The following is a 25,645-nucleotide window of genomic DNA, read 5'->3' on the forward strand; positions in this document are numbered from 1 at the left end:
TTTGCCGATGCAAAATGTACTTTCGCAGATTGTGAAAATGACGAGCATTGATTCCTTTGATCGTACAGCCGTAAAAATAGTTCGGACCCTCTATTCGCTCATGAATGATAACCAGGTCAGTTTTCACTACCCCATCCGGGCGATTGCGACCATACAATTCAAAAGAAAAGACAATTTGCTGATCCGCAGGAATCTGTTTGTCTGAGCGGAATGCCAAGCCTCCCAGGCTCAAATTCACCAAGTACACCATTTGGCTATAAACGGAAAAAAATGAGTCTGGCTCCTGCGTCGGATACTGGATCCACCCCTTAACTTCCATGTCGAAACGGGGATAGCGTCTGCGCTGTTCCCGAAACTCAGTAGCTGTTGGAGAGTGGAACAAAAACAAGCGATTTTTGTCTTTAGCCACGACTACGGCTTCAAACGTATTAATCGTTTCATAATCAGCCGTCAATAGACAAGGGATCTGATCCCCCACCGTGACATCCAATGGGCTGGGAAATAAGGCTTCGATCAAGTCCCCTTCTTCATAGGTAACATGACCTTCTATCACTCGATTCCCTTTTCTAATTTGTATTATGCTTTCCATCTGCGTTCTCCACCACTTCGCACAAATATATTACCGGGATTTCCGAAATCTTTACCTGGATGCTTTTCGCGGAAAATAAGGTATAATGGGAACATTGACAGATAGGAGGTTACAGACCGATGAATCGTTATCAATTGGTAACACTGGCTTTGGCATTTTTGGTAACCGCCTGTCTCATCGGAGTTGGCATTGCCATTGGGGAAAAAAGCCCCCTCGGTATCCTTGGCTGTATCGTTGTTGCCTTCTCGTTGATGGGATTTGGCTTTTCGTACAAGCGCAAGCATATGCGCTAACCTCTTCTCCGTTATCGCCGTACAAGTAAACTGTTCACATAAAACAGGACAGAGGGCAAGCCCTTTGCCTGCTTCAGCAGTTGTCTAGCGATAGTATAAATGTGTGGCTGGCTCCGATTTACCTTGCGATCCGCGAGATAAAACGCGACTAGCCCGTCCACGATCATACGGTGAAATGCAGGATTTGGCAAGCGTTTAACGCTTGCCTTTGCTTGTTCTATAAAAAGCTTCAAGCGCTCAGTCGCTATCCGTTCCGAATCGTAATAGCTCACGAAGTTTAAATCTCCACCTACTTTATCTTCTTCCAGGTCAATTAAATAGTCTAATAAAATATGTAACCCGCACAGCCACGGAAAGTAAGCTTCACTTACGTTTTGAATTTGCTCTTCCCCTACATTTGGATCAGTCGCCAAGCAAAAAAGCGCGAATATCCCGATAGTCGAGCCTGTGACAGCCGCAAATTCTTGCCAGTGCAACTCGTGATAGCGTTCTTTGTACTGATCCCACCACGTCAACAAGTGATCCTCGCGTAAATGGGGAGCAATGTGCTTGTATACTTGCAAATCGCTATACAAACAAGAAAACTCGAGTATCTTTGCCTGGATTTTTTCATAGGCTGGCAATTGTGCGACATGCTGTTGACAGGTCTGAACCAGCCCAACCAAAAAGCCGCCGTCATCCTTATCTTCGCGGTACAAATAATAGTCTCGCAAGGGCGCGCCTGGTGTCAGTGCATCCTGCATCGACACGTGAAGCTGACGGAAGTCTTGCGGATCTAGTGACGTGCTGCGATCACACAGATTATCCAAGTAGTCACTGATTGTTTGGTAGGCGACAATCAGCGGAACAATTGTCTCCACATACGGGATGACTTGTGCTGCATAAACGCATCCCCCTTGGCAGTGAAACTTTTTGGAGTTCATGCTGTCTTGTGCCTGTTTTCTCAGCTCGGGATTGGGAATCGCCTGTGCTCTTTTGTACCAGGCTGCAAACTCTCGCTCCAGAACAGGTTGCACATGACGATAGACTCGGTAAAGTAGCTGCCATGGATTACGTAGTTCGCTCACTTATTTCCCTCCCAAAACAAATGTAAAACGGAGGCATTCCAAAGCTTTTACCAGCTTACATCGAAGCCCTCGCTCATGACCAATAGAATTATCTTATCACATTTGGATGCCCACTCCAAAAGTCAGCCCTGAAATACACCAATTCGCCTTTTTGACTCCATATAGAGTACAAAAATAAACTTTTTGGTATTGATACGAGTAGAAGAGATCGTCATTTCCATCTGATTCTCCAACTCCAGCATGCGTTTTCGCACCTCAGTAAAATCGAAGAATGTGGTCGCATAGCTCTCGAATTTGGGATTACTGTAATCAGTCAGCCCAAGGGAAGCCAGATGCGTTAATGCCTGATAGATCGCTCTGCGAACCCGCTGCTCAGCTGCCTTTGTTTCCTTTTGAATCAGGACAGTCCCTCCCTTCCCCAGCTTGCGGGCTGCAATCGCCCAAAAAATATCGCGTAAAGGTGGGAGATTCACCTCCCCATCCCTTTCCTTCTCCCAGCGGTACAGCCACTCCATCATGTCGAGTAAATCTTTGCTGCCTTTTTCGCTGATCATCCCCAGTTCCGTTAAGAGAAACCGTGCGGAAGACAAGATGCCCTTTTCAGGATACGATGCTTCTTTGGAAAGTGCAGGCGTCACGTTCATACTGCCGGACAGAACGGAAAGCGACCGCTGAATACCCTCGATGGATTGCTGGAGCAATATGCGTTCCCGTACCTTTTGTAGAACACTGATGACCTCCAGTCGATTCACCGGTTTGGTCACGTAGTATTCAATCCCAGTCGCATACGCCTCAGCGATCATCTCCTTCGTTTCGATTTGCGAGATCATGACAATTTTGCCTGTAAAACGCCTCAACTGGCGCACTGTTTCAATGCCATCTCGATTCGGCATCAAAAGATCAATCAACAAGATGTCTACTTGCTTCCAATTCAAGAAATCGTGGTCAATTTGTGAGCCATCCTCTGCTTCCCCACATACCTCTCCCAAATCAGCATCCTCAATCATTTGACCGAGCATGAATCGAATTCCAGGATCGTCGTCCACAATGAAGTAGCGCATGAGGTCACCCTTTCTGAATCAGAGTTGCGATTGGCAGGCGAATACAAAACTGTGTTGTTTGTCCGCATAAGTCCTCGGATAAATCAATCATTCCTTGGAGACTGGCTGTCACTTCCTTGACGTAGGATAGCCCAATTCCCGTGGATGGCCTGCCTGATACGTCGTATTTGGTAGTAAATCCAGGCATGAACAAGAGCTCCTTGTCCTTCACCACAATGCCTGGCCCATCATCGGTTACAACAAAATGAATCCACTCCCGACTCTCGTCAATCGAAGCCACGATCGATACCATCCCCCGGTCGCGGATGGCTTCGACACTGTTGCCGACCAGATTGTTGATGAGTGAGAGTGTCGTGTAAATGTGGCAAGCGAGATACGGCACCTCCACATTCGTTTCAAACTGAATGTCCTTCTCCAACAGCTTCGCGTACTTTCGTTGCCCCTGAACAATGATGGCTATTAATTCGCCCAGTGGCATATAGTCACGTTCTTTCTCGTCAGAAATCAGCTTGGAGAGGCCTGCATATATGCGTTGATTGTCCTTTTTCACTTCATGCACTTGCCCAGCAAGGGACAGCAGTCGCTTCGCGTATCGCTTGTTCGTCGTCCCATCCTTGTGTTCCACCTCGTTCATCTCGCGATACAGCTCATAGCAGTCGCGCGTGATTTCCTCAACCTGATGCAATGTCTTTTTTAGAAGAACTGCTTCCTCGTACAAATTGGAGATGAGCATCAACATCTGCTCGTTTCGATTGCGCTGTTGCTTTTCCATCCATTTCGCCTGACGCAGCTGAATCATATTGAAAAAACTAAGAACAAAAAAACTGCGTATTAATGCAATGACAGCAATCGGCCCTACGACCTCCAGCCTTAAGACTCCCTCCAAGGACACAGCACGAAAGGACAGCTCTACCAAATTGGCTGCTATTTCTGCGCCTGTCCCCAACAATCCCACCCAAAGCGGTCGATGATGTAGTGTATTAACGCGAAAGAGCGAGAATAGACAAGCAAAGGTAGCGTAATAGCAAAATGCGGGGAAGTGCATCTGAAGAGATGACAGAAATGAAAAGACATCGCCACACAAAAAATCCAAGACTATTCTAAATAGAACAACAATTATTCCTGTTACTATCCCTGCCACTAAAGAAGGACGCAGCCACAATAAAAAAAAGAAAAAAGCCGTTGTACCAAAGCTAATGCGAAAATCATCTTGAAACGGATGAAATTTGAGCTCCCCGGCAATCGGGACAGCAATGAGCATAAGCAGCAGGATCGAAATGGTCTCTCTCATAAAATGTAGCCCGCACTTCCTCCTATGAAATTGTTCAAAAAATCGTTAACGTTTATTTCTTAGTTTACTATATTTTTCTATAGATTTTTGTAGTTTTTTATAGACCTCCCCTTACAATGCCAAAGAAAGCAATATAAACAGAACATTTAGACTAGGGGGAATTATCTTGAAGAAGCTTCATTTTCTTCTCTCGCTCACACTGCTTCTGTCCATGTCGCTCATGACGGCATGTGGTGGCGGCAACTCGACACAAGGAGGTACAGGTGGAGGAAGCGCCGATCCTTCCCAACTAATCATTGCAACAGGCGGTACAGGCGGCACTTATTTCCCACTCGGTGGTGGCATGGCTGACCATATCACGAAAAATGCTGGCATCACTGCTACTGCTCAAGCCACAGGCGCTTCAGCAGAAAATATTCGCCTCATTCGTGATAAAAAGGCGGACATTGCCTTCACGCAAAACGACATTGCCGAGTATGCGTCTAAGGGAACGAACATGTTCCAGCAAGACGGTAAAATTGATTCCTTCCAAGCACTGGGCGCTCTCTACGATGAGACCATCCAAATCGTCGTCTCTGCTGACAGCAATATAAAAAGCGTTGCCGATTTGAAAGACAAGCGCGTATCCGTAGGCGCTCCGGGAAGCGGTACAGAAGTGAACGCTCAGCAAATTTTGGAAGCATACGGTATGACCTTTGAAGATACCAAGCTCCAGCGCCTCTCCTTTGCTGACTCTGCCAAAGCCATTCAGGACGGTCAATTGGATGCTGCCTTCCAAACTGCTGGTACACCTACCGCAGCAATCACGGAGCTGGCAGCGACAACTGGCGTAAAAATCATTCCAATTGACGCGGACAAAATCGATGCAATCATCGCCAAATACCCTTACTACGTAAAGACAACAGTCCCTGCCAATACATACCAAACCGTTCCAGAAGAAGTGACAACCGTCTCCGTCAAATCGATGCTCTTGATTCGCTCCGATCTCAGTGAAGACCTCGTGTACAAAGTAACAAAGGCGATCTTTGAGAACAGCGACAAGCTCGGTCACGCCAAAGCCAAGGAAATCAAACTGGAGAACGTGAAGAACGGCGTCAGCATCCCTGTTCACCCAGGTGCCCAAAAGTACTTCGACGAAAAAGGCGTGAAGTAAAGCCAGATGGTTTTTATCCAGGCAGTAACAAAGGGAAGAGGGCGGACGTTGTTCCGCCTTTTCTCCTTCTTTCTTCTCGTCATTGTCATTTATGTGGGCATCTCCACTCCGCTGATTCACGCTCTGGTTATCCGGGATACACGGTCGAATCAGGTGGTTTGGAGTGCCAATATCCAGGATGAAGCATCCTTTGGCATCCGCTGGACTCATTCTATTCATCTCTCCACAATCGAGGAGCAATACCGGATTGTAGACGGTCAAATTATTTTATCGGAGATGAGCTTTCACGACTATGGTATCGGCATGGAAAATGAATTGGCTCCTGGTGAGGAGCTGGTTCTGGCCGATGGACGATTCCACATTCGCAATATGCAGCGCTCTTTTCCTGCCATACGGCTTTTTATCGGGCAAGTACGGGCTAATCATACGTTGCTTTTCGCTGGACAGGATATTCCGTTGAGCTTGATCGACAAGCCGGGAGAAGCCATTACGATTCAGGCAGAAAAGCGATCCATTCTGAGCGAGTTAGGAGGTTACTAGATGAGCACAACATCAAATATGAACCAGCAAGAAATGGATAAGCTGATCGCGCAATACGACAAGGAATCAGCCACACGCCAGCTCGCGGGTCCCATGAAGTGGATCTCTTTTGGTCTACTTGTCCTCTTCTCCCTGTACCAGTTATCCAGCACGCTTTTCTTCACGCTGCCTCCCCAGATTCATCGTCCGATCCACTTGGCCTTCGGACTGGTACTTGTCTATTTGTTGTATGCAGGGACATCCAAAGGCAACAAGAACAAAATCGGAATCGTGAACATGGTTCTCGCCCTGTTAGGCGTCTTCGTGTCACTGTATTGGGTCATTGACTACGAAGGACTTGTGACCCGAACAGGCAACTATACGACGATGGATATGGTGGTTGGCGGTATTGCTGTCGTGCTTGTCCTTGAGGCTGCACGACGAGTCGTCGGAATTCCAATCGCTCTAATCGCCACCATTTTTCTTTTATACACCTACTTCGGACCTTACATGCCAGGCTTTTTGGAGCATCGCGGCAGTGATGTCGAGCGGATTATTGGGCACAGCTACTACACACTAGAGGGTATTCTCGGTACGCCGCTCGCCGTTTCCTCTACCTTCATCTTTTTGTTTGTGCTGTTCGGGGCGTTTCTCGAAAAAACAGGGGTCGGTGAGTATTTTAACGATTTGTCGCTGGTCATTGCAGGCAGACGAATCGGCGGTCCTGCGAAGGTGGCCGTTTTTTCCAGCGCCCTGCAAGGGACGATTAGCGGCAGCTCTGTTGCCAATGTGGTTACCTCCGGTGCCTTTACCATCCCGATGATGAAACGGCTCGGCTATCGTTCCGAATTTGCCGCGGCGGTGGAAGCCTCGTCCTCTACTGGTGGACAAATTATGCCACCTGTCATGGGGGCTGCTGCCTTTTTGATGGCGGAGTTCATCGGCGTTCCTTACTTGGAAATCGCCAAATCAGCGATTCTTCCTGCGATTTTATTTTTCGTCGGCATCTGGATTATGACGCACTTCGAAGCAAAGCGACTCGGGTTGCGCGGACTCTCGAAGGAAGAACTGCCGAACAAAAAAGAAGTTTTGAAAAAAATGTACTTGCTCCTCCCCATCGTGATCATTATTACAGCCTTGATGATGAACATATCAGCCGAGCGCGCCGCAATTATCGGTATCGTCTCCACAATCATCGTAGGAGCCTTCCGCAAAGAAACCCGCATGTCTATTGCTGATATTTTAGAAGCGCTTGCCTCAGGTGCCAGAATGGCTCTCGGCGTCGTCGCTGCAACTGCGTGTGCCGGAATCATTGTCGGTACGATTACGTTGACAGGGATTGGGTTGAAACTGGCAAATGGTCTGATTGATCTGGCTGGCGGCCAGCTTTTGCTTACGTTGTTCTTTACCATGATCGCATCGCTCATTTTGGGAATGGGAACGCCAACAACGGCGAACTACATTATCACTTCGACCATCGCAGCTCCAGCGCTCATTCAATTGGGCGTTCCTCCTATCGCGGCGCACATGTTTACGTTCTACTTCGGCATTGTCGCAGACATCACGCCGCCGGTTGCGCTTGCTGCCTTTGCCGCATCAGGCATTGCCAAGTCAAAGCCAATCCGGACAGGCGTAGAATCAACACGGCTATCAATCGCGGCTTTTATGGCTCCCTATATTTTCGTCATCTCACCAGCCTTGCTGCTGATTAATACTACCTTGCTGGAATCGATTTGGGTTATGCTGACTTCAACGCTTGGGATGATCGGGGTGGGAGCAGGGTTAATCGGCTACTGGATGTCCAAGCTAAACGTCTTGGAGCGTATCCTCGCGGTTGCAGGTGGTGTTCTCGCGGTCATTCCTGGAATCGAAACGGATATTGCTGGTATTATTTTACTAGGGCTCGTTTTTTCGTTGTCGTATTACAAAGCCCGCAAACAAAAACAATCTGTGCAAACAACACTGTGAAACATAACAAAAAGCCCTCCTTTGCGCATGTTCATGCAAAGAAGGGCTTTCCCTGTTTATTCGTCTTTGTCGGTTCGAATGATTTTGGTCCAGCCGTCTACTTGCTCCACGCGGCGTTCCTTCATTAGCTTGCCGAGTGCCCGCTTGAAGCTGGACTTGCTCATTTGGAATTTTTCTCGGATGACATCCGCTTCTGTCGAATCGGTATAAGGCATCGCCCCGTCACGATTGATCAAATAGCGCAGCAGCTTGTCCGCATCTTCGCCATACTGCACTTCCTTGCGCTCTTTCATGGAACCGTTCAGACGGCCATCCTCACGTACAAAACTGATACGGCAGCGCACCGTCTGTCCGAGGCGCAGTCGCCCTACCATTTCATCACGATGAATGAAAAGGATATGCTCGTCCTCCGTCAACAGGAACGCACCTGCTTGAATCACTTTGTAGACCGTACCTTCGACAGACTTGTTTTTCATACTCTGATCTGCCATTGCTGCGATCTTGACGATTTCGTTTTCAGTGACCGGCTTTGCCAAGAGTCTGCCAAGCTTGTCTTGCTTCAGCGCTACCAGCATTTGATCCTTGGGACGCGGCCATTCATCACTATGCTTGGGCAGGTCATCGATAAACAAGAGCAGATCCTTGTTAATACCGTTGTCCAGGAATACACCCATGCGCGGAGAAATGTCCACTACTTCCAGCCAGCCGTATTCACCCATGCCGACATGAGGCATGTCCATGGTCGCAGCCAGTCGATTTTCGTGATCATGGTACAAAAACACTTCGACCTCATCATCGATATGTAAACGCTCATGCGCTTCATTGGCATGGAGAAACACTTCATCTTTGCCATCGCTTAAAAAATAGCCGATTTCCGTTTTTCGCGCTACCGTCATGGTAAGCGTCATCCCTGCCGCCAAATTGCCGTTCTGAATGATTTGGGGCTCACGCTTTTCACGCATTTGTCTTTTGTACATATGTATTTTTTCCTCGCTCTCTACCATTGTGCACACTAACTATACCCATCTCCCGCAAGAAAATACCACAACTTTTTTCTAACAAAATAACGATGCCCAACGAAATAGGCAAGTCTTCCATTCACGGACATACATATGACAGTAAGACTGGCTTGACCCTACTTTTTCAAGACTGGAGTGACTCTTGCCTATGCTGTTGTTGCTTGAACATATTTTTCTTGGCATTGTACAAGGCTTGACTGAATTTTTACCGATATCCAGCACGGGTCATCTCGTCCTGTTTCGCAAAATGTTTGGCATGCAGGAGGTAGGCCTTTTATTTGACACGATGCTCCATTTCGGTACGCTGATCGCTGTCGTTATCGTCTTTTGGCCACAGGTTCGTTATATCATCATGAATCCGATGAGTAAGCTGACCAAGCTATTGGTCGTAGGTACAATCCCTACGGCAGTGATCGGACTCGCCTTTGAGGATTATTTTGAAGAAATCTCCCAGACAGGCATTACGATCGGGTGGGAATTTCTTGCGACGGGCGCGATCCTCTGGGCGGTGGAGTCTATGCGCCGTGGAAATCGGAGATTCGAGGAAATCAACTACACGGACGCCCTCATCATCGGGACACTGCAAGGTGCTGCGATTCTGCCAGCTATTTCCCGCTCCGGACTGACGATTGCCGGTGCACTCCTGCGCGGAATCGACCGTGCTGACGCTGCTCGCTTTTCGTTTTTAATATCCTTGCCTGCGATTCTGGGGGCTTGTGTCCTACAAACAGCCAAGATCGTAGAAACACCGCTCGAAACAGCTTTATTGATCCCAATGCTCGTAGGCACCATGTTTGCCGGACTAGCGGGATATGTTGCCATTCGCTGGATGCTTACCATCATCAGTACAGGCTCGATGAAAGGCTTCGCCATCTACGTCTGGGTATTGGGTGGGTTCATTTTACTCATGCAGCTCTTGGGTTGGTAATGTGAAAAAAGCCGGCTGCTTGCTCACCGGCTTTTATCTGCTTTCTTCCTTGTCTGGATAACGGCTGGCAATTAATTTGCCCACCAATAAAATAACGCCGTAGAATGCTGTTGCCAAAAGCGAGGTAGCCAGCCACGTCGCTGTCCCCAGCACCAGATAGAGCGCGGCGTGAGCGACAAAGATACCTACCAGCCACACCATAATATTCATTCGATTAAAAAACGTCATCAAACTACGCAATTGCTTCGCACCTCCACCATTCCATTTACTACTGTTATAGCCGATGAAACGGTGTTTTATCCCCTTACCGCTCTCCAAGATCAGGATGAGGCACAATAACCGCAAAGCCTGCTCGCTCCAAAATTTCTGCCAGTACCGAAAGAGGCGTGTCAGCAACCTCTCTGTACATTTTCGGCGTATGCAGATGGATCGCATCGGGAAAGTCTTCACTTAAATGCGTTCGCAATTTTTTCCCGCTGTCATCTTCATCCGTAAATAGGTATACCTCATCTGCATCTTCTGTTTGAGTGAGCAGCTTCTCCCCTTTTTCCAAGCTGTAGGAACCGTATGTACAAAGAATGGTGACAGGCTCAGCCAGCACCCGAAGCAAGCGTTCTTTGTCTGTCTTCCCCTCCACGATCATGACACACCCTGCCATCCGCTCCCCTCCTCCCTGACTCACGCACTTTTTTATAGTATACCTCAACATCCAGCTAGGAAAATGAGGATGACTACTCCCTTTCGAAACAAGACATCTTATAGAAGCATCCATCTACAAACAGGGGGTAGTAACATGTCCAAATTCAAAAGCGCCAAAAACCTGAATCAAAAAGGATTAGCTGTAGCAGGACTAACCAGCAGTACAGTTGCCGATGATACGCATACCGAAGACAACCAAGGATCTTCCTATCAGCATCAGCACAACAACGAAAATAGGAAGAATCAAAAATAAAAGCAATAAAATGGTTGCTTGGATAGAGTTTCCTTAGTAAGATAGTTTTATGAATATTGAACAATTTGAACTAACCGAAAAGCGAATCAAGATTTTTAAAGCGTTGGCAGATGAGACAAGGCTAGCCATTTTAAAGGCCTTGTATCGTTCCGACAACGAGCTGAGTTGTACGGAAGTCGGCTTGACCTGCGACACTTCCAAGTCCAATGCCTCCTATCATTTCAAGACACTTCGAGAGGCAGGATTAATCAAAGTCAGAAAGGAAGGGCAAACACGATACATGCGCATCTATAAAGAGACATTCGATCAAATACTGCCTGGCTTTTTAGATACCTTGTAATGGTATCCTTTTTTTACTCGATAGTTCAAAAGTTATTTAACTATATAATTATAAAACAAAGAGGAGAGTTTTAGTATGGAGCGCCTATTTTTGATGATCTTTTTCTTCACCATGTTTTTGATCGGTACGAACACATTTATCATCAGCCCACTGCTGCCAACCTTGCGAGAGTTATATCATGTATCCACGAACCAGGCAGCCTGGCTGATTGGAACTTATGCTCTTGGTTTTGCTTTGGCCGCTTTAGTAGCCGGTCCGCTATCTGATAATCGAAATAGAAAACATGTGATGGCAGCCGGTATGCTCGGATTTGCAATTTCCACACTTGCATGCGCCTTTGCACCTAGTTTCACCGCGATGCTTTTCTTTCGCTTCCTTGCCGGGATCTGTTCTGCCTTTATCGGTCCTCAAGTGTGGGCTGCCATTCCTGTTTTGTTTCCCCCTGCTCGTATCGGAAAAGCAATGGGGGTTGTCATGGCAGGTCTTTCCGTTTCCCAAGTGATCGGTGTACCTATAGGCAGTTTTCTGTCAGCTTATCATTGGTCGCTTCCTTTTTTGGCTGTAGGAATTACTTCTCTCGGAGCTTTTGTACTCATCATCCGAAAACTTCCTGATTTATTGCCTCCTACCTCCATAGCCGGGCTTGGAACAAACAACACCCGAGTGGCTATTTTTGCACGTTACAAGGATCTGTTGCGACTACCACAAGCTTCACGCAGCTTTATCGGCTATTTCGTTTTCATGACGGGTGTCTATGCAGTCTTTTCATTCTATGGCGTATGGCTTTCCGATCAATATCAGCAATCCGTTACCGAAATTGGCTTGATTACTCTAGTTATCGGGCTTGGCAACACCGTTGGCAGCTTACTCAGCGGTTGGTTACTCGAGCGTTGGAAGAGAAATACGATTTTGACTGTTGGGTTTCTGGGCAGCGCCCTGCTCTATCTTGTTTTGCCTTACATACCGGGAGTTGGCTTTTTGCAGGTTGTCCTCTTCTTCCTGTACTGCTTCGGCGGTGTACTCGTGCCTGTCCTGATGGGCTACTTGCAATCATTATCTGACACCGCGCGCGGTACCATATCGAGCTTGGCCAACGCTTGCATGTACATAGGGACTTTCATTGCCTCTTCTTTCGCAGGCAATTTGTATTCTAATTTTGGTTTCGCGGGGGTCAGCACCTTCGCCTCCTTCACTTTTCTTATCGCTTATTTTCTCTTTGTCTGGAGGACTGGTAAATTAAATGTAACCGCACGAGCATGAGTCCTTTACTTTCCCTCTTCGCCTTGCTACGCTATGGTCAAATTCATTTTATCGCAGTCAGCAGGACGGAGAGGGTCAACGTGGATTCATCCCCATCTTTATGGAAAAACAGTTCGTTTCTCAAACTCTGGCTCGCGCAAATGACGGCAAGCATCGGTGATCAATGCTACAGCTTCGCATTACTCTGGTATTTACTGCAAGCAACCAAATCGGGTACGGTGCTGAGCTTGCTCGTGATCCCGGAAATGGTGGCGGGTCTCATGTTTTACCTCGTCGGCGGGGTCATGGCTGATCGGTACAGCCCACGCATGCTCATGGTGGGAGCGGATGTTGCGCGAATTGTTGTCGCAATCATCGTTGGCATCCTGGTCTACATCGGTGTGGAAGAGTTTGCTTTTTTTCTGGCAGCTCAATTCTTATTGGGGTTGTTCTCCAGTCTGTTTCAGCCAGCACGGACTGTTGCGCTCAAATCAGTTGTTCCCCAAGAACAGCTAGGACGAGCAAATGCCATCTTGGACACGACTTTCCGGACGATTCGGATTATTGCGCCAATGTCGATTGGACTAGTCGCTTCGATTATGCCGCTGTCTACTTTGTTTTTCGTAAACGCAGGCAGCTATTTAATATCCGTCTTGTTTCTTTATGCCATTCGTATTTCGTTAACTGATCAACAGCGAATGTCTACGACGAAAATGACACCCAGCCAGTACACCCGGGATATTGCCTCAGGTTTACAGGAGCTAAAACAGAATCGCGCCCTGTTCTTGATTCTTCTCTTTAGCAATATGGGCTTTCTCGTCTGGCAGGTCACTTATACGGTGGGCTTCCCGTTTATGGCCGAACGCATGCAGCAAGGAAACGGAAGTACACTAGCTGTCTTGTTGGGCTTTTACGGGATCGGAAACCTGCTGGGAAGCCTGTACATGGCTCGAACGTTCTACAGCCGCTATTTGTTTATCATTTTGATTGGATGGGTGTTTCAGGCAATTGGATTCCTGTTGCTTACGACAGGAGGCACCGCTCACTGGATTGCCTTCCTCGGAGCAGCCGTTGCAGGGTTCGGTGGACCGCTCATTGGTATCCCGACCGTGACTGCCATTCAAATCAAAGCAACGAGCAGCAGTACAGGCAAAATATTTGCGATCAACATGCTCATGTTCACCTTCTTTTCTACCTTGTCCAGCAGCCTAGGCGCCATCTGGATGGGCAAATGGCCTGTCGAGCAGCTCTTCCTCGTCAGTGGACTATTCCTCGCGGTCATGAGCTTCGCAGGCTTCCTGATTGAAAAACGAAAACCAACCACACAACACCAATCCTCCTCCGCTTAAGACGGAAGGATTGGTGTTTTCTCATTATTTGCAAAAAAACAATTGCAACCGGAATTTTCATGTCATATAATCTGACATAAATAAATTGGTGTCAGGTTATATGACACAGAAATGAGGTAGATGGATGGAACCTACTGTCGCAAGTCTCTCATCTGCCATTGACGCCACATGGGTCATGGTCTCAGCCATTCTGGTTATTCTCATGCAGGTTGGATTCGCCCTGCTGGAAGCTGGTTCTACTCGCATGAAAAACGCTGGTCACGTCGCAGGCAAAACGGTCCTTACCTTTGGCATCTGCTCGATTGCCTTTTGGGCGTTTGGCTTTGGTCTGACGTTTGGAGTCGGCAACTCTTTCATCGGACTTTCCGGATTCTTTTTTGACGGCATGCAAAAAGACGCTTTCTCCGCTTTTTCCGCAGCAACTGTTCCTATCTCGATTCTCTTCCTCTTTCAGCTCGCTTTTGCGGCCGTTTCACTCGCGATCGCCTGGGGCGGTTTTGCTGAACGCGCCAAGCTGTCTATTTATTTTATTTTCAGCGTACTGTTTACTGTCCTCATCTATCCTGTCGTCGGTCACTGGGTATGGGGCGGCGGTTGGTTGGCACAGCTCGGAATGCAAGACTTCGCTGGTTCTACGGTTGTCCATCTCCAAGGTGCCATCGTCGCACTCGTCGCCACTATCCTTTTGAAGCCTCGCATCGGAAAATACAATCGCGACGGCAGCTCCAATCTGATTCCTGGTCACAACCAAGTCTACTCTGTCTTAGGTGTCCTGTTTCTTTGGATCGGCTGGTTCGGCTTTAACGCCGGTTCCACGCTCGGTAGCACATCTGGATTTTTCGGCTATATCGCCGTCACTACCAATCTCGCTACCGCAGCAGGAGCTGTCGCCGCTCTCGCCATCTCCTGGATCGTCATGGGAAAAGCAGATATCCCAAGCATGCTCAACGGCGTACTCGCTGCTCTCGTCGCGATTACAGCATCCTGCGCCTTCGTCGATCCGTGGGCAGCTGTCGTGATCGGCGCGGTGTCAGGTATACTTACATTCTATACATCCATTTGGTTTGACCGCATGGGAATTGATGATCCTGTCTTCGCTTTTTCCGTGCATGGGGTGGCTGGTATTTGGGGAACGTTGTCCACGGGTTTATTCGCTACTCCGGAGCTTGCCGAAAAGGTCGGCGTAGGCAGTCCAGGTCTGTTTTATGGCGGCGGCCTGCACCAGTTAGGGATTCAAGCGTTGGGCTTGGCTGGCTCCGCTCTCTACGTCTTCTTAGTAGCCTTCATCATTTTGTATGTGTTAAAAGTAACCATTGGCCTGCGAGTCACAGAAGAGGAAGAGGTGGTTGGTCTTGACCTTAGCGAACACGGGGGATACGGCTATCCCGAACTACTCCAGCCTGAACGCGTACGACCGGCTGCATCTACTCAAAGCAGCACCTCTCACTCTCTCACCTGAACAAGTGGAAAAAATACGGAATGTTGACTCCTTTGGCGAGCTGGCCTTATTGCGACGAGAATTGCTGAATCCCTCTGTCTTGCGTCCATTGAATCGCGCAGGGGAATTGGCCCCCTTTTCGATCGTCGTCAATCTGATTCACGACAATCTCATCCGACAAGGGGTGCTCCTCGCAGTGAACGACCTTGCCAAAAGGGGCTTGGGTACCCCTCCCGTCCCCTTTGCCTTTTTGCAATTCGGCAGTGGTGGCCGGTCAGAGCAAGCACTCATCAGCGATCAGGATAACGGCCTCGTCTATCAACTGCCAGATCATCTGGGCGAACAGGACACAGAAAAGATACATGGCTACTTTCAGTTGCTGGGAGCGACGATCGTTGCTGGCTTGGAGGTAGCCGGCTATCCTCCCTGCCAAGGGAATGTCACTTGCCTCTCTCCAAAATGGCGAGGCAGCACCGAACAATGGCTGGACCAAATAGACAGATGGGTCTCTCACCCCATCTGGGAAAACGCTCGTTATTTACTGCTCGCAAGTGATGTGCGTGTCTTATGGGGCGAATCTGCCATTTTTACTCCCGTCCATGACCGCTTCCGTCAATTGCTTGCAGGGAATGGCTTCTTGCTAAATCGACTGGTGAGCAATACTTTGCATTATCGGGTGCCACTCGGAATATTCGGCAGAGTTTTACCTGAGGTCCATGGACGCTTCCGCGGCGCCATCAATGTGAAGTACGGCATTTATTTGCCACTGGTGAATTGCGTACGGCATTTTGCCTTGGCGCATGGCATCTTTGCCAGCTCTACCTTGGAACGATTGGATCTACTCGGCGAAAAAGGAGTCTGGAGCAAAAGCTTCTGTGACGAGGTAGCCGCGTACTTCCGACAAATTCAAGGTCTGCGACTGATTGCTCCCCTCCATTGGGAAGATGGGCAATACACGAGCAATAGCTATATCAAACTAGGGGAGCTTTCTCCTGACACCCAAGTGATGGTGCGACAGTCAATGAAGCTAGCGATCCGCCTGCAAAAAATGACAGAAAAGCTCCCGTCCGTTTTTGGGGGATAGGAGGCGATTTGCGTGGCAAAATGGGATTTATTTGATCGTATTTGGCATATGAGTCAGGCTCTTCCAGATATAACAGATGACAAACAGCACATCGCCTATTTGCGCTCCATCTCCAAAGCGAATAAACCAGTCGATTCCAGTGCCGATATTCCTCTGCACGATCTAGAGGTTGTCGTCGTCGATCTGGAAACGACCGGTTTTTATCCCGATCACGGAGACGCGATTATCTCGATGGGAGCCGTCGCCATGAGAGGAGAGCACCTCCTCCTTGGTGATTCTTTTTATACGCTGGTCAATCCCGGGCGGGCGATTCCTCCACACATCCGCTCTCTCACAGGGATTACCGATGATATGGTTGCCGATGCCCCGCCGCTATTAGAAGCTTTGTCCCGTTTTTTTCAATTCGTCGGAGATCGTCCGCTCGTCGCCCATCATTCTCGCCATGAGCGTGAATTTTTACGATCTGGGCTTTGGAAAACGAGCCGACGTCCGCTTACGCACCGCATGCTGGATACGATGCTGCTCATCCGATTGTTGAGTAATCCCATTGGCAACGGCTCGCTGGACGCACTCTGTACGGCACACGACATCCCGATCTCACGCAGGCATCACGCTTACTGTGACGCTGTTGCCGCTGGTGCTCTCTGGGCGAAGTATTTGGTAAAAGCACAATCCCAAGGCTTTACAAATCTGCGGCAGGTTTACGAGGCCGTACGCTAGAAGTAGTTCGAATAAGTTCAACAAGTCCTACCAACCAACATGAGGAGAGAATATCATGTTACAGATCAGAGACGCAGTTCTGGGTGACCTGCCCACTATGCTCGCTATTTACAACTACGCGGTGGAAAACCTTGTTGCAACATTTGACTTGGAGCCACAGACCTTGGCCCAGCGTGAAGTGTGGTTTCACAAGCACGGTGGCAAACATCCGATCATCGTCGCCGAATACGAAGGGAAAGTGATCGGATATTGCAGTCTGTCCGTTTTCCGTGAGAAGCCCGCCTATCAAAAATCTACGGAACTGTCTATTTATATCGCCCCTGATCAAAGCGGGAAAGGTGTCGGCACTGCCTTGATGAGTGCGATTCTGGAGCGCGCCAAACAACTCGAATACCACACGATCGTGAGCGGAATCGTAGGTGGCAATGATGCCAGTGTGAAGCTGCACGAGAAATTCGGCTTTTCCTTGGCAGGGAAGTTTCAAGAGGTGGGATTTAAATTCGGAGAGTGGCACGATGTTCATTTTTATCAATGGATGGTCAAGTAACAGCATGCGAAAAGCCGACACCCCTTTCCACAAGGAAGTGTCGGCTTATTTGTTGTGTAGGAAGCGAATACCTAAAAGTGGCACATCTTAAGTCAGGGTCTAATCCCTTAGCCCTTATGATATTAGTGTACCCGACGGATGATTATAAGTCTATATCTTTTTGAAAATTTGCACTAAAGTAGGTGTACCTGGCCAGGGAATCAAAAACAGGAGGTACACCTGCTGTGCAATGGCTGAAGTGGGATCTGAATTTGAAGACCCGATTGATCGGCGAGACGCTTTTTAACCTGTTGTTTTGGATGTACTTTCCCTTTCTTACCCTCCACTTTAGTGATACCTTTGGCAAAAATGTTGCCGGGTTACTCATGACAGTGCCACCGATTATGAGTATGATCGGCAATCTTTTTGGCGGCTATCTAGCTGATCGCTTTGGTCGTCGATACGTCATGCTTTCAGGAGCATTTTTGCAGGCAAGCATGTTTGTTCTGTTTGCCTTCTCCCTCTCCTCTTGGATCGATTATCTTGCGTTTATTGGAATCGGGCTCGGCAAAGCGATATACAGCCCGGCGAGCTCTGCGATGGTCGCTGATCTCACCTCCGAAAAAGACAGACGCAGAACCTTCGCTACCTTCGTTACAGCTATGAACATTGGCGCCGTATTGGGACCCGCCTTGGGGGCCATCTTTTTCTTTCAATACCGCAGTGAACTGCTGTGGACTTGTGCGCTTGTCACTTTTTTGTATTCGATTGCGATCTGGATTAATGTGAGAGAGACACTGCCACCGACCGTAAAAAGCTCTGTCGCCTCTATCCATTTCCCTTCCGTTATGAAGGAGCAATGGCAGAGCTATGCTGTCATTCTACGCGACAAAGCTTTTGCCATCTATATTTTCGCAGGCATGCTGATAACGATTGCAATCGTGCAGCTCGATTTATTTTTGGCAGTCTATGTAAAGGAATTCGTTCCAGCGCAGACACTGCTTTCGTGGAATACCTGGTCACTCTCGCTTAGCAGTACGGAGATTTTCGGATGGATGCTGGGAATCAGCGGCCTTCTGTTTGTTCTGTGTGCCCTGCCTGTTACCAAATGGTTTGAGAACTGGAGCGATCGGAATGTCTTCCTCTTGTCCTCCTTGCTATTTGGCATAGGCATGTTTTTGGTGGGATTCACGACGAATGCATGGCTGTTGTTCGGATGCGTGGTCATTTTTACAGTAGGGGAAGTGATGCGAACTCCGGTCGAGCAGAGCTTCGTCAGCAAATACGCACCAGAACATGCACGAGGACAGTACATGGGTGCCGCTAACCTGCAGTACTCGCTCGGCCGCTTCCTCGCTCCCGTGACCGTCATTCTTTCGGAGTGGATCATGCCGATTGGCGTTTTTGGGTTTATCTTGTTATGCTCCCTCTTAAGTGCCTTTCTTTATGGGAGGCTATTCCAAATCGTTTTGAAACGCGAGTCCTCTCCTTGCAGCTAAACTACAACAACGAAAAGTGGTTGCGCAGCCATAGCCTCCTGCCAACCACTTTTTCATTCAGCATTATAATTTTTTCGGAGCTTCTAATTTCACGGGGTCAACCATTACTTTTATTTGTGTTGACGTTCCTTCAATCGTTACCTTCACATCGGAAACAACCATTTCTTTTGGCGTTTTTGCAACGTTGGTAACCGCAATGAACTGATCCAGCTCCGGTGTCCAGTTAAGTCCAGTAGCTTGGATCATCGCCTTCACTGTATGAACGTCAGGAACCCCTTCATACATGATACCGTCTATTGTTTTTTGATCACCGCTCAGCATGACGCTTACCCATATCGCTTTTTCATTTGCCGCACTTTCTTGTTTTGGATAATAAAAGCGGTAGTAATTCGTTTGCTTGTCCAGCTCAAGCTGAAAAGGCAGGGTATGAATTCCTTTCACAGCTAACTCTTCTTTGATTTTGTTGTAATGACTCAGATACGTGTCTGTTGTCATCTCTTTAAACGAGGAAGCAGAATGGGAGATGTTGTTTTCAATTGCAGTCGTTTGATTAGACATTCCCAGCATGGAAAGACCCGCGACTACGACGATGGCTACTACTGCGATGGCGACTGCAACCTTTTTCATGATGCGCTCCCTTCTGCCGAAGCGGCATCGATTTCTTTCGCCCCTGTCATCTCCAACAAGGCTTCATAAGATACCGGTAAAAGCGATTCAGCGATGCCAGCCGCTGTATAAACCACAGCAAAGCGTTTCAAGGACCGATCCACATAGACAGGCACTTCTTCCTGTAAAGCAAACGGACAAACCGCTCCAACACGAAAGCCTGTCATTTTTTCTACCTCTTCCGGTGTAGCCATCTTTGGCTTTCCTTGGCCAAAAGCTGCCTTCACTTGCTTGGGATGGACACGTACGTCGCCTGCTGCCACGAACAAGGCGAACTGCTCATCTACCCGAAACAAAATTGACTTTGCAATTTGGCCAATCTCGACACCTAATGCCTGCGCAGCCACTTCGGACGTAGGTAAGGGCTGTTCAAACAATATCGGCTCGATGCTCGAGTCATAGCGTTGTACGTAACTGCGAACCTTTTCCAGAGGGCTTGCAATCATTCCCCGTCACTTCCCATCTCCACTAAAAAAACATCATCGCCTTGTGACACACTGCCTGTCGTGACAACCGAAGCATATACACCGAAGTGATTATTGTGACGCTTGACGCATGCCTTCAATACGGCAGGAGTCATCGCCAACGTATCTGGGTCGATATTGACATATACACAGCGCTCACAGTGCTTGTTGACTTGCAAGGTCACATCATTGATTTTGATCTGTTTGCCGATCCATTTGTCTTCCGCAAACGGCTCATCATCCTCCAGGACCACGACCAAATTCCCCCGAAAACGTCGTGGATCTATCTGTTCTGCGCCAATCTGCCGTGCGATCTCTCTAAGAGAGGCATCCGTAACCAGCAGAATGTGGTCTTCCCAGTTCACGCCACCTTCTTGCGGACTACTAATCATAGGCGTAATGGAGCGCTTCGCCGTCTCTGCGACATGGGCAAATAAAGCATCATCCCACGTATGTACACTGCCATCTCGGGCTTCAATCCGAATCGGCGGATACGCTTCTTTTCCTGTCCCTTCGCTCATGCTGGCGTGATACCCGATAAGAGCAGGCACAACATCCGCACTGAGATACTTACCTTGACGGGCATGATCCCAAAAATAATAGGCACGGTCTCCATACAAGCCAAATTCATCGACCGTACTTGATGATAGCTCTTCCCCCCGCATCCCTTTGACAGGATGACGGAAAATGGTCTGCAGTGTTCCTACTTTTTTCATTTGGTTCCCCTCCCCAACGCTTTCTCTATCCGGATATAAACGAATTACGAACCCGCCCCCAAAACGTCAGTCGCTTGTAGCGAGCGAATTTCACTTTGTCAGGTCCCACTCGGCAACGAATGGAACACACATCTCTCCATACAGCCTGCTCACGATCCAAGCCGATCATAATCTCAGGATTCATGACGATCAGCTCTACTTCATGATGCTTTGGCAATACGAGCGAGCTGTTGATCGTCCGATACGCCTGGTTATTGATCGAAGCGATCTCGGACAACTGAATCGCCTCAATAGACGGATGAACAATCGCTCCGTCCACGGCCTTGTTGTAGGCTGTACTTCCTGAAGGTGACGAAACGATCAAGCCGTCACCGCGAAACGTCTCCAGCTCATCGCCGTTTATATAGACGCACGACACCAAGGTAGATAAATTCGCGTTACGCAAAACCATTTCATTCAACGCCCACTTTTCATACTGCTTTCCATCTCTTGTACTAATCCGGCATTGGACCGTCGGGTATTCCGCGATCAGAGGCTCATCGTTCATCAGACGTTCAACGAATTCGTCCAGCTCCTCAGGCCGCCAGTCCGCATAGAAGCCGAGATGTCCCGTATGAATCCCCACATAAGACGGCTCGATTCCGTATTGATGGACGGCCTCCAAAAGTGTCCCGTCTCCCCCGATGGACAACACCATATCCGGCTGCTCACCTGGTCCCTTCACAAAGGTAAATGGGCTATTGGCTGCATGGAGCTTTTCTTTTAATGCTTGTTCCACTTCTCGTGTAAAATCGTCATTTCGCAGTACAGTCGCAATCTTCATGCTGGTCTGCCCTCACTTTTATCCTTACAAGCGGTCTTGTACGCTCTGTTGTTTGTCTTCACTATACCATAGGAAAAATCGACTTGCATAAAATCCCACCTGTCACCAGCGGTCACTCTGAAAAGACTGCTTGCGAAATTGAGATAAGCGCCTCTCTGTAGCTGGTGATATTTCCCGCGGAAGCTCATCCCAAGCAAAAAAACGCATTTCCGCTACTTCCTTGTCATCCTTATGCAAATCTTGGCCAGGTGTGAGGTCGACATGATACAAGGCAATGTGGTCTCGTTTCCCTTCCCGCTCACTATAAAAAAGATGGCAGAGGGTAAGTTCGACCGCTCGTATTCCGCACTCCTCCCACAGCTCCCTGCGAGCAGCATCCCCAAACGACTCTCCTCGCTCTACTCCTCCTCCCGGCAAATACCAGCCATGGACATACGTATGCCGAATTAACAATACTCCCTTTTCTTCATCCGTTACAATGACACGGACACCCAAGGTAAGAGGTTTGCGGATTTTCCAATACCATTTCGCCACTGCATGGTACCAGGCCATATTTCCACCTCACTTTTTCCATGTGCTACCATTCTTTAGCCACCTATATTTTCCCTGCCAGGAACAAGAAAAAACAGGCCTATCGGCGGCCTGTCTCACGCGAGGCGATTCTCCAGCTCTTTGACAACCGCCTCTGCTTTTCGAATCCATCTCGAATCAATCTGTGCGTCCTTGTCTACCGGCTCCTGAAACTGATTCATCAAGCCCGAAGCGAGTGCCTCCGTGTAGCCGATATCTTCTTCTACCCCAGTCTGGTACACATGCCGGATCACAAACGGCCGCCCGAGTTCCAGCCAGGCATCCGGGCTGTCGAGCTCGCCTTGCAAGACTTTTACAGGCAAGCGCAAAAAGACCGTGTTCTTGTCATCCAGCGCCCGGTCAAAATACCCTTGCTCATAATCCCAGTTGGATAATGTAAAATGCGGCTGAAGTGCTTCACGAAAATAACCGAATGTCGCCCGCGTGCCTGGCAAGCTGCTGTTTATTTGTTTCATCGTCCATCCCTGCCTTTATTTATTCTGTGAGAAACGTCCACCGTTTTGTTCGTAGTGTGTGACAAAAGGAGAGGTTGTACTCTCACACTTACAAAAAGCAGCAAGCCTCCTAAGCCGTGATGGCCTTGAGAGGCTTGTAAGTTTCCCGCCATTAAATCAAGACAATTGTCAGGAGCGTAAAGAGCGCCAATGGAATGATTTTACGTCCATTCCTGCATCTTTTCCGTCTCCTTCTCCCTTGTACTTTTGGCAAAACATATGGCGGTGGGGGTGGTGGTGGCGGACAAAAAAATGGCGGATACGGCGGGAATGGTGGATATGGCGAAATATTTTGCTCCCAAGGACTTACCTGCGGCTTCTGCTCGCTATACGGACTGACTTGGGCGGGACGGTTACTGCTGCTAAATGGGCTGACTTGGGGGGCGGGACGATTGCTGCTGCTAAATGGGCTGACCCGTGAGTTGTTGGAACTGCCGAAAGGACTGACCTGACTGTAAGGATTGAACTCATCTCCGTAGGGACTGACCTGCGGATAGTATGGATTGCCCCCATAAGGACTGAGATCGCCATAGGGAGGATAACCTGCATACGGATTATAGCTCACATACTGAAAGTAATAATCAGGATATTGCCCCCATCCTCCATACGGCTGCCGATTGGCTACTTCCATTACTTGATAAGGATTGTAGTCCTCATAGTCCTCATAATCATACTCTTCGAAAACTTCTTCTTCCTCCGCATCCTGGTCTACAACTTCTACGTATACGTTCTGATCATCATAATCGACAATGACGCCTTCAAACACTTGCCCGTCAATTGCTTCGATGCGCACTTTTTTCTCCACGTGCTCCTTGCAAATGTTGTGCACATTTTCTCGCATATCCTTTAACAGGCTGACAAACTGAATGTCAGCCTGATACAGGTTTTTATCAGAATCAGACTGCATGGAAACTCCTCCCCTTCTAGTGTTTCTTTATTACCATATACAAGTGCCCATGGGGAGGTTACCGGAATCTAGGCGAGACTAGCCCAATTTACAGAAAGCGGGCAGGTAAAAATGGCAAAAGGCGCTCCGTTTCTCCTTTTTCCACAAAGTCCGCCATCGATTTAGCCGTGACGGGGGAAAGCAGGATGCCATTGCGGAAATGTCCACCTGCGATCGACAGTCCTTCCCAGCCAGGAACGGGGCCCAGGAGCGGCTTGCCATCTTGTGTCGCAGGTCGAAGTCCACCCCAAGCCTCCAGAAAGGTAGCCGAGTGCAGCGCAGGAACATACGGCATGGTCCCTTGCAGGATACTGGCTAATCCCGCCATTGTGACGTCCCGCTGAAAACCACTTTCATCCTCAGTGGCACCAATGACAATTTTTCCGTCCTTTTTCGGAGTGATGTAGCCTGTCGTTCCGAAAATCACCGTTCGCAGTGGAATCCCTACGGACGAGACAGCCGCGATCTGTCCGCGTACAGGGCGAATCGGCACGGAAACGCCCAGCATCTCAAGCATCATTCCAACCCACGCTCCCGAGGAAATCACCGTCTGTGTGGCACGCAGTGACCCTGAAGAGGTCTCGATCCCGATCACTTTTCCGCCTTTAACCGCAATGCCGCTCACCACGCAGCCAGACAACAGCTTCACTCCTTGCAATTGGCAAGCAGTAGCCAAGGCGCGAAGAAGCATTCGATTGTTGATGTGCCCTTCGTACGGCGAATAGATAGCGGCTTGCACTTGATCGGTCAGAAGCGGCTCTACCTCTTTCACTTGCGCTGTATTCGAGAGCCATTGCACAGCATGTCCCGCTTCTTTTTGCCAACGGTACTTGTCGGCGAGCTGTTGGACTTCCTCCTCATTTAAAGCGACGGTGAGTAACCCATCCAGGCTTAGCTGTACATCTCCACCAGTCAATTCCTCCAGCTCTGCTACCCATTCCGGGTATAGCGCAAGTGACTCCATGCCCAAATCGAGCATCGGTCCAGGTGCCGTGAATTCTTTCAAAGGAGCAAGCATTCCGGCTGCGGCCGAAGATGCCTGACCTCCCCATTCACCCTGCTCGACCAAGGTCACGCTCACCCCACGCCGTGACAGCTCGTATGCTAAACTCAATCCAATAATTCCTCCACCCACTACCAGACAATCACTCATCTTTTTTCTCTCCTCACTAAGTTGCACGTCTAATAAAAACATCAATTTCGTTGCTGTTGCGGTGTGGAGGAAACAGGAGAAAACGCTCAGCTTCTAGGCCCACCCCCTGGGGGATTGACTGCACGACTCCATGCAAAAATCGAAACAGCGTCCAAAGTGGTCTCTTCAGGATGTGTTTCAGAGGTGGACGCTTAAAAGCGTGTTTCGCTTTTTGCATTGCGTCTCGGTCGGTGTCCCTAAGATCTTCGCTTATTTCTCCTGTTTCCTCTACGAGCTTTCCGTGTGATCCGGTCTTTTAAAGCTTTAAAAATGTTGAAGAACGCAATCAGTTACGCCAGAGAAGAATATTTCCAGACGTAGCGACTTGTGGAGTCCTACCGAGCGGAGAAGGGATTCGCGGGCAAAAGAAACGCAACCGTGCCCGGGCTACGAAGCGGCTACCACTTTTGCGTTTCCCCGCGAATCCCTTCGGAGCGGGCAGTCCCAGCCCCCAGCAGGACGGAGCCTGGAGCCTAGACTGGAAATATTCTTCTCTTCCCTACAGCCACATGTCCACTTCATAACAAAAAGCCCACCAGTTCCCGAGCAGGAAAAGGTGGGCTACATACGCATAGGTAACAATCAAGCAAAAAAGCGCTGTCTGCCGGCAACCGTATCCCTGCGCCGGCATGATCCGGATCAGGTGCAATGGGTCGATGGTCGATTGCTTCCATCCTCTCAGCCCCGCATGAAGGACTCCCCAAGTTGCTTGTTCATT

29 protein-coding genes and 1 riboswitch are annotated in these 25,645 nt (G+C 48.8%); of the genes, 14 read left to right on the plus strand and 15 right to left on the minus strand.

The features are described from left to right. A partial coding sequence (locus tag HP568_RS01590) for a PilZ domain-containing protein (protein ID WP_173628135.1) occupies window positions 1–589 on the minus strand: 589 nt, incomplete at its 3' end. A gap of 119 nt (window positions 590–708) precedes the next feature. On the opposite strand from HP568_RS01590, the gene HP568_RS01595 reads away from it, so the two are divergent. Beyond that, window positions 709–882, plus strand: a complete 174-nt coding sequence (locus HP568_RS01595; RefSeq protein ID WP_007722723.1) for a YlaF family protein — start codon at window positions 709–711, stop codon at window positions 880–882. Between the two features lie 11 nt (window positions 883–893). Here HP568_RS01595 and HP568_RS01600 read toward each other — a convergent pair whose 3' ends face one another. The 3 genes from HP568_RS01600 to HP568_RS01610 all read right to left on the minus strand — a co-directional run bounded on the left by HP568_RS01600 (window position 894) and on the right by HP568_RS01610 (window position 4,301). After that, window positions 894–1,949 (minus strand): tetraprenyl-beta-curcumene synthase family protein, encoded by a 1,056-nt coding sequence (locus HP568_RS01600; protein ID WP_173628136.1) that lies wholly within the window; start codon window positions 1,947–1,949, stop codon window positions 894–896. 122 nt (window positions 1,950–2,071) lie between these two features. Next, window positions 2,072–3,010 (minus strand): response regulator, encoded by a 939-nt coding sequence (locus tag HP568_RS01605; RefSeq protein ID WP_048031331.1) that lies wholly within the window; start codon window positions 3,008–3,010, stop codon window positions 2,072–2,074. A gap of 4 nt (window positions 3,011–3,014) precedes the next feature. Beyond that, the gene (locus tag HP568_RS01610) at window positions 3,015–4,301 is read right to left on the minus strand and encodes a sensor histidine kinase (RefSeq protein ID WP_048031330.1); all 1,287 of its coding nucleotides are present in this window, start codon (window positions 4,299–4,301) and stop codon (window positions 3,015–3,017) included. 166 nt (window positions 4,302–4,467) lie between these two features. On the opposite strand from HP568_RS01610, the gene HP568_RS01615 reads away from it, so the two are divergent. The 3 genes from HP568_RS01615 to HP568_RS01625 are packed head-to-tail and all read left to right on the plus strand — an operon-like array spanning window position 4,468 to window position 7,941. Beyond that, window positions 4,468–5,454 carry a TAXI family TRAP transporter solute-binding subunit gene (locus tag HP568_RS01615; protein ID WP_173628137.1) on the plus strand — a complete coding sequence of 329 codons (987 nt, stop codon included), beginning with the start codon at window positions 4,468–4,470 and terminating at the stop codon, window positions 5,452–5,454. Window positions 5,455–5,460: 6 nt separating this feature from the next. Further along, a complete protein-coding gene (locus HP568_RS01620) occupies window positions 5,461–5,994 on the plus strand; it encodes a DUF1850 domain-containing protein (RefSeq protein WP_048031328.1) in 534 nt (177 codons plus the stop codon). Continuing rightward, window positions 5,995–7,941 (plus strand): TRAP transporter permease, encoded by a 1,947-nt coding sequence (locus HP568_RS01625; protein WP_048031327.1) that lies wholly within the window; start codon window positions 5,995–5,997, stop codon window positions 7,939–7,941. A 56-nt stretch (window positions 7,942–7,997) separates the two neighbouring features. Here the strand turns inward: HP568_RS01625 and HP568_RS01630 are convergent, their stop codons facing one another. Then, entirely contained in the window at window positions 7,998–8,918 is a 921-nt protein-coding gene (locus tag HP568_RS01630; protein ID WP_173628138.1) for a CvfB family protein, read from the minus strand. A 190-nt stretch (window positions 8,919–9,108) separates the two neighbouring features. On the opposite strand from HP568_RS01630, the gene HP568_RS01635 reads away from it, so the two are divergent. Then, the gene (locus HP568_RS01635) at window positions 9,109–9,888 is read left to right on the plus strand and encodes an undecaprenyl-diphosphate phosphatase (RefSeq protein ID WP_173628139.1); all 780 of its coding nucleotides are present in this window, start codon (window positions 9,109–9,111) and stop codon (window positions 9,886–9,888) included. 33 nt (window positions 9,889–9,921) lie between these two features. On the opposite strand, the gene HP568_RS01640 is transcribed toward HP568_RS01635, so the two are convergent. Together HP568_RS01640 and HP568_RS01645 are read right to left on the minus strand one after the other, a co-directional pair. Beyond that, window positions 9,922–10,128 carry a hypothetical protein gene (locus tag HP568_RS01640; protein WP_012684645.1) on the minus strand — a complete coding sequence of 69 codons (207 nt, stop codon included), beginning with the start codon at window positions 10,126–10,128 and terminating at the stop codon, window positions 9,922–9,924. A gap of 64 nt (window positions 10,129–10,192) precedes the next feature. Then, a complete protein-coding gene (locus HP568_RS01645) occupies window positions 10,193–10,546 on the minus strand; it encodes a toprim domain-containing protein (protein ID WP_048031324.1) in 354 nt (117 codons plus the stop codon). 135 nt (window positions 10,547–10,681) lie between these two features. On the opposite strand from HP568_RS01645, the gene HP568_RS01650 reads away from it, so the two are divergent. The 9 genes from HP568_RS01650 to HP568_RS01690 all read left to right on the plus strand — a co-directional run bounded on the left by HP568_RS01650 (window position 10,682) and on the right by HP568_RS01690 (window position 19,035). Further along, a complete protein-coding gene (locus tag HP568_RS01650) occupies window positions 10,682–10,840 on the plus strand; it encodes a hypothetical protein (protein ID WP_017250025.1) in 159 nt (52 codons plus the stop codon). Window positions 10,841–10,889: 49 nt separating this feature from the next. Next, the gene (locus tag HP568_RS01655; protein WP_173628140.1) at window positions 10,890–11,180 is read left to right on the plus strand and encodes an ArsR/SmtB family transcription factor; all 291 of its coding nucleotides are present in this window, start codon (window positions 10,890–10,892) and stop codon (window positions 11,178–11,180) included. A gap of 75 nt (window positions 11,181–11,255) precedes the next feature. Further along, window positions 11,256–12,440 carry an MFS transporter gene (locus tag HP568_RS01660; RefSeq protein ID WP_048031322.1) on the plus strand — a complete coding sequence of 395 codons (1,185 nt, stop codon included), beginning with the start codon at window positions 11,256–11,258 and terminating at the stop codon, window positions 12,438–12,440. A gap of 80 nt (window positions 12,441–12,520) precedes the next feature. Then, entirely contained in the window at window positions 12,521–13,768 is a 1,248-nt protein-coding gene (locus HP568_RS01665) for an MFS transporter (RefSeq protein ID WP_173628294.1), read from the plus strand. 124 nt (window positions 13,769–13,892) lie between these two features. Continuing rightward, on the plus strand, window positions 13,893–15,227 hold the full coding sequence (locus tag HP568_RS01670; protein ID WP_173628141.1) for an ammonium transporter: 1,335 nt from the start codon (window positions 13,893–13,895) through the stop codon (window positions 15,225–15,227). Between the two features lie 49 nt (window positions 15,228–15,276). Further along, on the plus strand, window positions 15,277–16,290 hold the full coding sequence (locus HP568_RS01675) for a DUF294 nucleotidyltransferase-like domain-containing protein (RefSeq protein WP_173628295.1): 1,014 nt from the start codon (window positions 15,277–15,279) through the stop codon (window positions 16,288–16,290). A 12-nt stretch (window positions 16,291–16,302) separates the two neighbouring features. Then, on the plus strand, window positions 16,303–17,010 hold the full coding sequence (locus HP568_RS01680) for an exonuclease domain-containing protein (protein ID WP_048031320.1): 708 nt from the start codon (window positions 16,303–16,305) through the stop codon (window positions 17,008–17,010). Between the two features lie 55 nt (window positions 17,011–17,065). Further along, window positions 17,066–17,557, plus strand: a complete 492-nt coding sequence (locus tag HP568_RS01685; RefSeq protein ID WP_048031319.1) for a GNAT family N-acetyltransferase — start codon at window positions 17,066–17,068, stop codon at window positions 17,555–17,557. 224 nt (window positions 17,558–17,781) lie between these two features. Further along, complete coding sequence (locus HP568_RS01690) at window positions 17,782–19,035, plus strand: MDR family MFS transporter (RefSeq protein ID WP_048031318.1); 1,254 nt, start codon at window positions 17,782–17,784, stop codon at window positions 19,033–19,035. A gap of 63 nt (window positions 19,036–19,098) precedes the next feature. Here HP568_RS01690 and HP568_RS01695 read toward each other — a convergent pair whose 3' ends face one another. The 8 genes from HP568_RS01695 to thiO form a co-directional block, all read right to left on the minus strand. Beyond that, on the minus strand, window positions 19,099–19,662 hold the full coding sequence (locus tag HP568_RS01695) for a hypothetical protein (RefSeq protein WP_048031317.1): 564 nt from the start codon (window positions 19,660–19,662) through the stop codon (window positions 19,099–19,101). Next, complete coding sequence (locus HP568_RS01700; protein WP_048031316.1) at window positions 19,659–20,147, minus strand: YbaK/EbsC family protein; 489 nt, start codon at window positions 20,145–20,147, stop codon at window positions 19,659–19,661. The genes HP568_RS01695 and HP568_RS01700 overlap by 4 nt, the downstream gene beginning before the upstream one ends. Beyond that, the gene (locus tag HP568_RS01705; protein ID WP_048031315.1) at window positions 20,144–20,881 is read right to left on the minus strand and encodes an MOSC domain-containing protein; all 738 of its coding nucleotides are present in this window, start codon (window positions 20,879–20,881) and stop codon (window positions 20,144–20,146) included. The genes HP568_RS01700 and HP568_RS01705 overlap by 4 nt, the downstream gene beginning before the upstream one ends. A 25-nt stretch (window positions 20,882–20,906) precedes the next feature. After that, complete coding sequence (locus HP568_RS01710) at window positions 20,907–21,704, minus strand: NAD kinase (protein ID WP_048031314.1); 798 nt, start codon at window positions 21,702–21,704, stop codon at window positions 20,907–20,909. Window positions 21,705–21,806: 102 nt separating this feature from the next. Beyond that, entirely contained in the window at window positions 21,807–22,256 is a 450-nt protein-coding gene (locus HP568_RS01715) for an NUDIX domain-containing protein (RefSeq protein WP_048031313.1), read from the minus strand. A 95-nt stretch (window positions 22,257–22,351) separates the two neighbouring features. Next, window positions 22,352–22,750 (minus strand): YugN-like family protein, encoded by a 399-nt coding sequence (locus tag HP568_RS01720; RefSeq protein ID WP_048031312.1) that lies wholly within the window; start codon window positions 22,748–22,750, stop codon window positions 22,352–22,354. Window positions 22,751–22,901: 151 nt separating this feature from the next. Then, window positions 22,902–23,696, minus strand: a complete 795-nt coding sequence (locus HP568_RS01725) for an LSm family protein (protein WP_048031311.1) — start codon at window positions 23,694–23,696, stop codon at window positions 22,902–22,904. Window positions 23,697–23,784: 88 nt separating this feature from the next. Next, entirely contained in the window at window positions 23,785–24,888 is a 1,104-nt protein-coding gene (thiO, locus tag HP568_RS01730) for a glycine oxidase ThiO (protein WP_173628142.1), read from the minus strand. Window positions 24,889–25,523: 635 nt separating this feature from the next. Then, a riboswitch (TPP riboswitch) is annotated at window positions 25,524–25,640 on the minus strand. Between the last annotated feature and the right edge of the window lie 5 nt (window positions 25,641–25,645).

It is taken from the genome of Brevibacillus sp. MS2.2 (assembly GCF_013284345.1).
Classification (GTDB): Bacteria; Bacillota; Bacilli; order Brevibacillales; family Brevibacillaceae; genus Brevibacillus; species Brevibacillus brevis_C.

Excerpts from the sequence above, each read along its gene's own strand:
- HP568_RS01595 (WP_007722723.1), top strand. The coding sequence starts at position 709 with ATGAATCGTTATCAATTGGTAACACTGGCTTTGGCATTTTTGGTAACC.
- HP568_RS01605 (WP_048031331.1), bottom strand. The coding sequence starts at position 3,010 with ATGCGCTACTTCATTGTGGACGACGATCCTGGAATTCGATTCATGCTC.
- HP568_RS01610 (WP_048031330.1), bottom strand. The coding sequence starts at position 4,301 with ATGAGAGAGACCATTTCGATCCTGCTGCTTATGCTCATTGCTGTCCCG.
- HP568_RS01620 (WP_048031328.1), top strand. The coding sequence starts at position 5,461 with ATGGTTTTTATCCAGGCAGTAACAAAGGGAAGAGGGCGGACGTTGTTC.
- HP568_RS01625 (WP_048031327.1), top strand. The coding sequence starts at position 5,995 with ATGAGCACAACATCAAATATGAACCAGCAAGAAATGGATAAGCTGATC.
- HP568_RS01630 (WP_173628138.1), bottom strand. The coding sequence starts at position 8,918 with ATGTACAAAAGACAAATGCGTGAAAAGCGTGAGCCCCAAATCATTCAG.
- HP568_RS01635 (WP_173628139.1), top strand. The coding sequence starts at position 9,109 with ATGCTGTTGTTGCTTGAACATATTTTTCTTGGCATTGTACAAGGCTTG.
- HP568_RS01645 (WP_048031324.1), bottom strand. The coding sequence starts at position 10,546 with ATGGCAGGGTGTGTCATGATCGTGGAGGGGAAGACAGACAAAGAACGC.
- HP568_RS01650 (WP_017250025.1), top strand. The coding sequence starts at position 10,682 with ATGTCCAAATTCAAAAGCGCCAAAAACCTGAATCAAAAAGGATTAGCT.
- HP568_RS01655 (WP_173628140.1), top strand. The coding sequence starts at position 10,890 with ATGAATATTGAACAATTTGAACTAACCGAAAAGCGAATCAAGATTTTT.
- HP568_RS01660 (WP_048031322.1), top strand. The coding sequence starts at position 11,256 with ATGGAGCGCCTATTTTTGATGATCTTTTTCTTCACCATGTTTTTGATC.
- HP568_RS01670 (WP_173628141.1), top strand. The coding sequence starts at position 13,893 with ATGGAACCTACTGTCGCAAGTCTCTCATCTGCCATTGACGCCACATGG.
- HP568_RS01685 (WP_048031319.1), top strand. The coding sequence starts at position 17,066 with ATGTTACAGATCAGAGACGCAGTTCTGGGTGACCTGCCCACTATGCTC.
- HP568_RS01695 (WP_048031317.1), bottom strand. The coding sequence starts at position 19,662 with ATGAAAAAGGTTGCAGTCGCCATCGCAGTAGTAGCCATCGTCGTAGTC.
- HP568_RS01700 (WP_048031316.1), bottom strand. The coding sequence starts at position 20,147 with ATGATTGCAAGCCCTCTGGAAAAGGTTCGCAGTTACGTACAACGCTAT.
- HP568_RS01705 (WP_048031315.1), bottom strand. The coding sequence starts at position 20,881 with ATGAAAAAAGTAGGAACACTGCAGACCATTTTCCGTCATCCTGTCAAA.
- HP568_RS01710 (WP_048031314.1), bottom strand. The coding sequence starts at position 21,704 with ATGAAGATTGCGACTGTACTGCGAAATGACGATTTTACACGAGAAGTG.
- HP568_RS01715 (WP_048031313.1), bottom strand. The coding sequence starts at position 22,256 with ATGGCCTGGTACCATGCAGTGGCGAAATGGTATTGGAAAATCCGCAAA.
- HP568_RS01720 (WP_048031312.1), bottom strand. The coding sequence starts at position 22,750 with ATGAAACAAATAAACAGCAGCTTGCCAGGCACGCGGGCGACATTCGGT.
- HP568_RS01725 (WP_048031311.1), bottom strand. The coding sequence starts at position 23,696 with ATGCAGTCTGATTCTGATAAAAACCTGTATCAGGCTGACATTCAGTTT.
- thiO (WP_173628142.1), bottom strand. The coding sequence starts at position 24,888 with ATGAGTGATTGTCTGGTAGTGGGTGGAGGAATTATTGGATTGAGTTTA.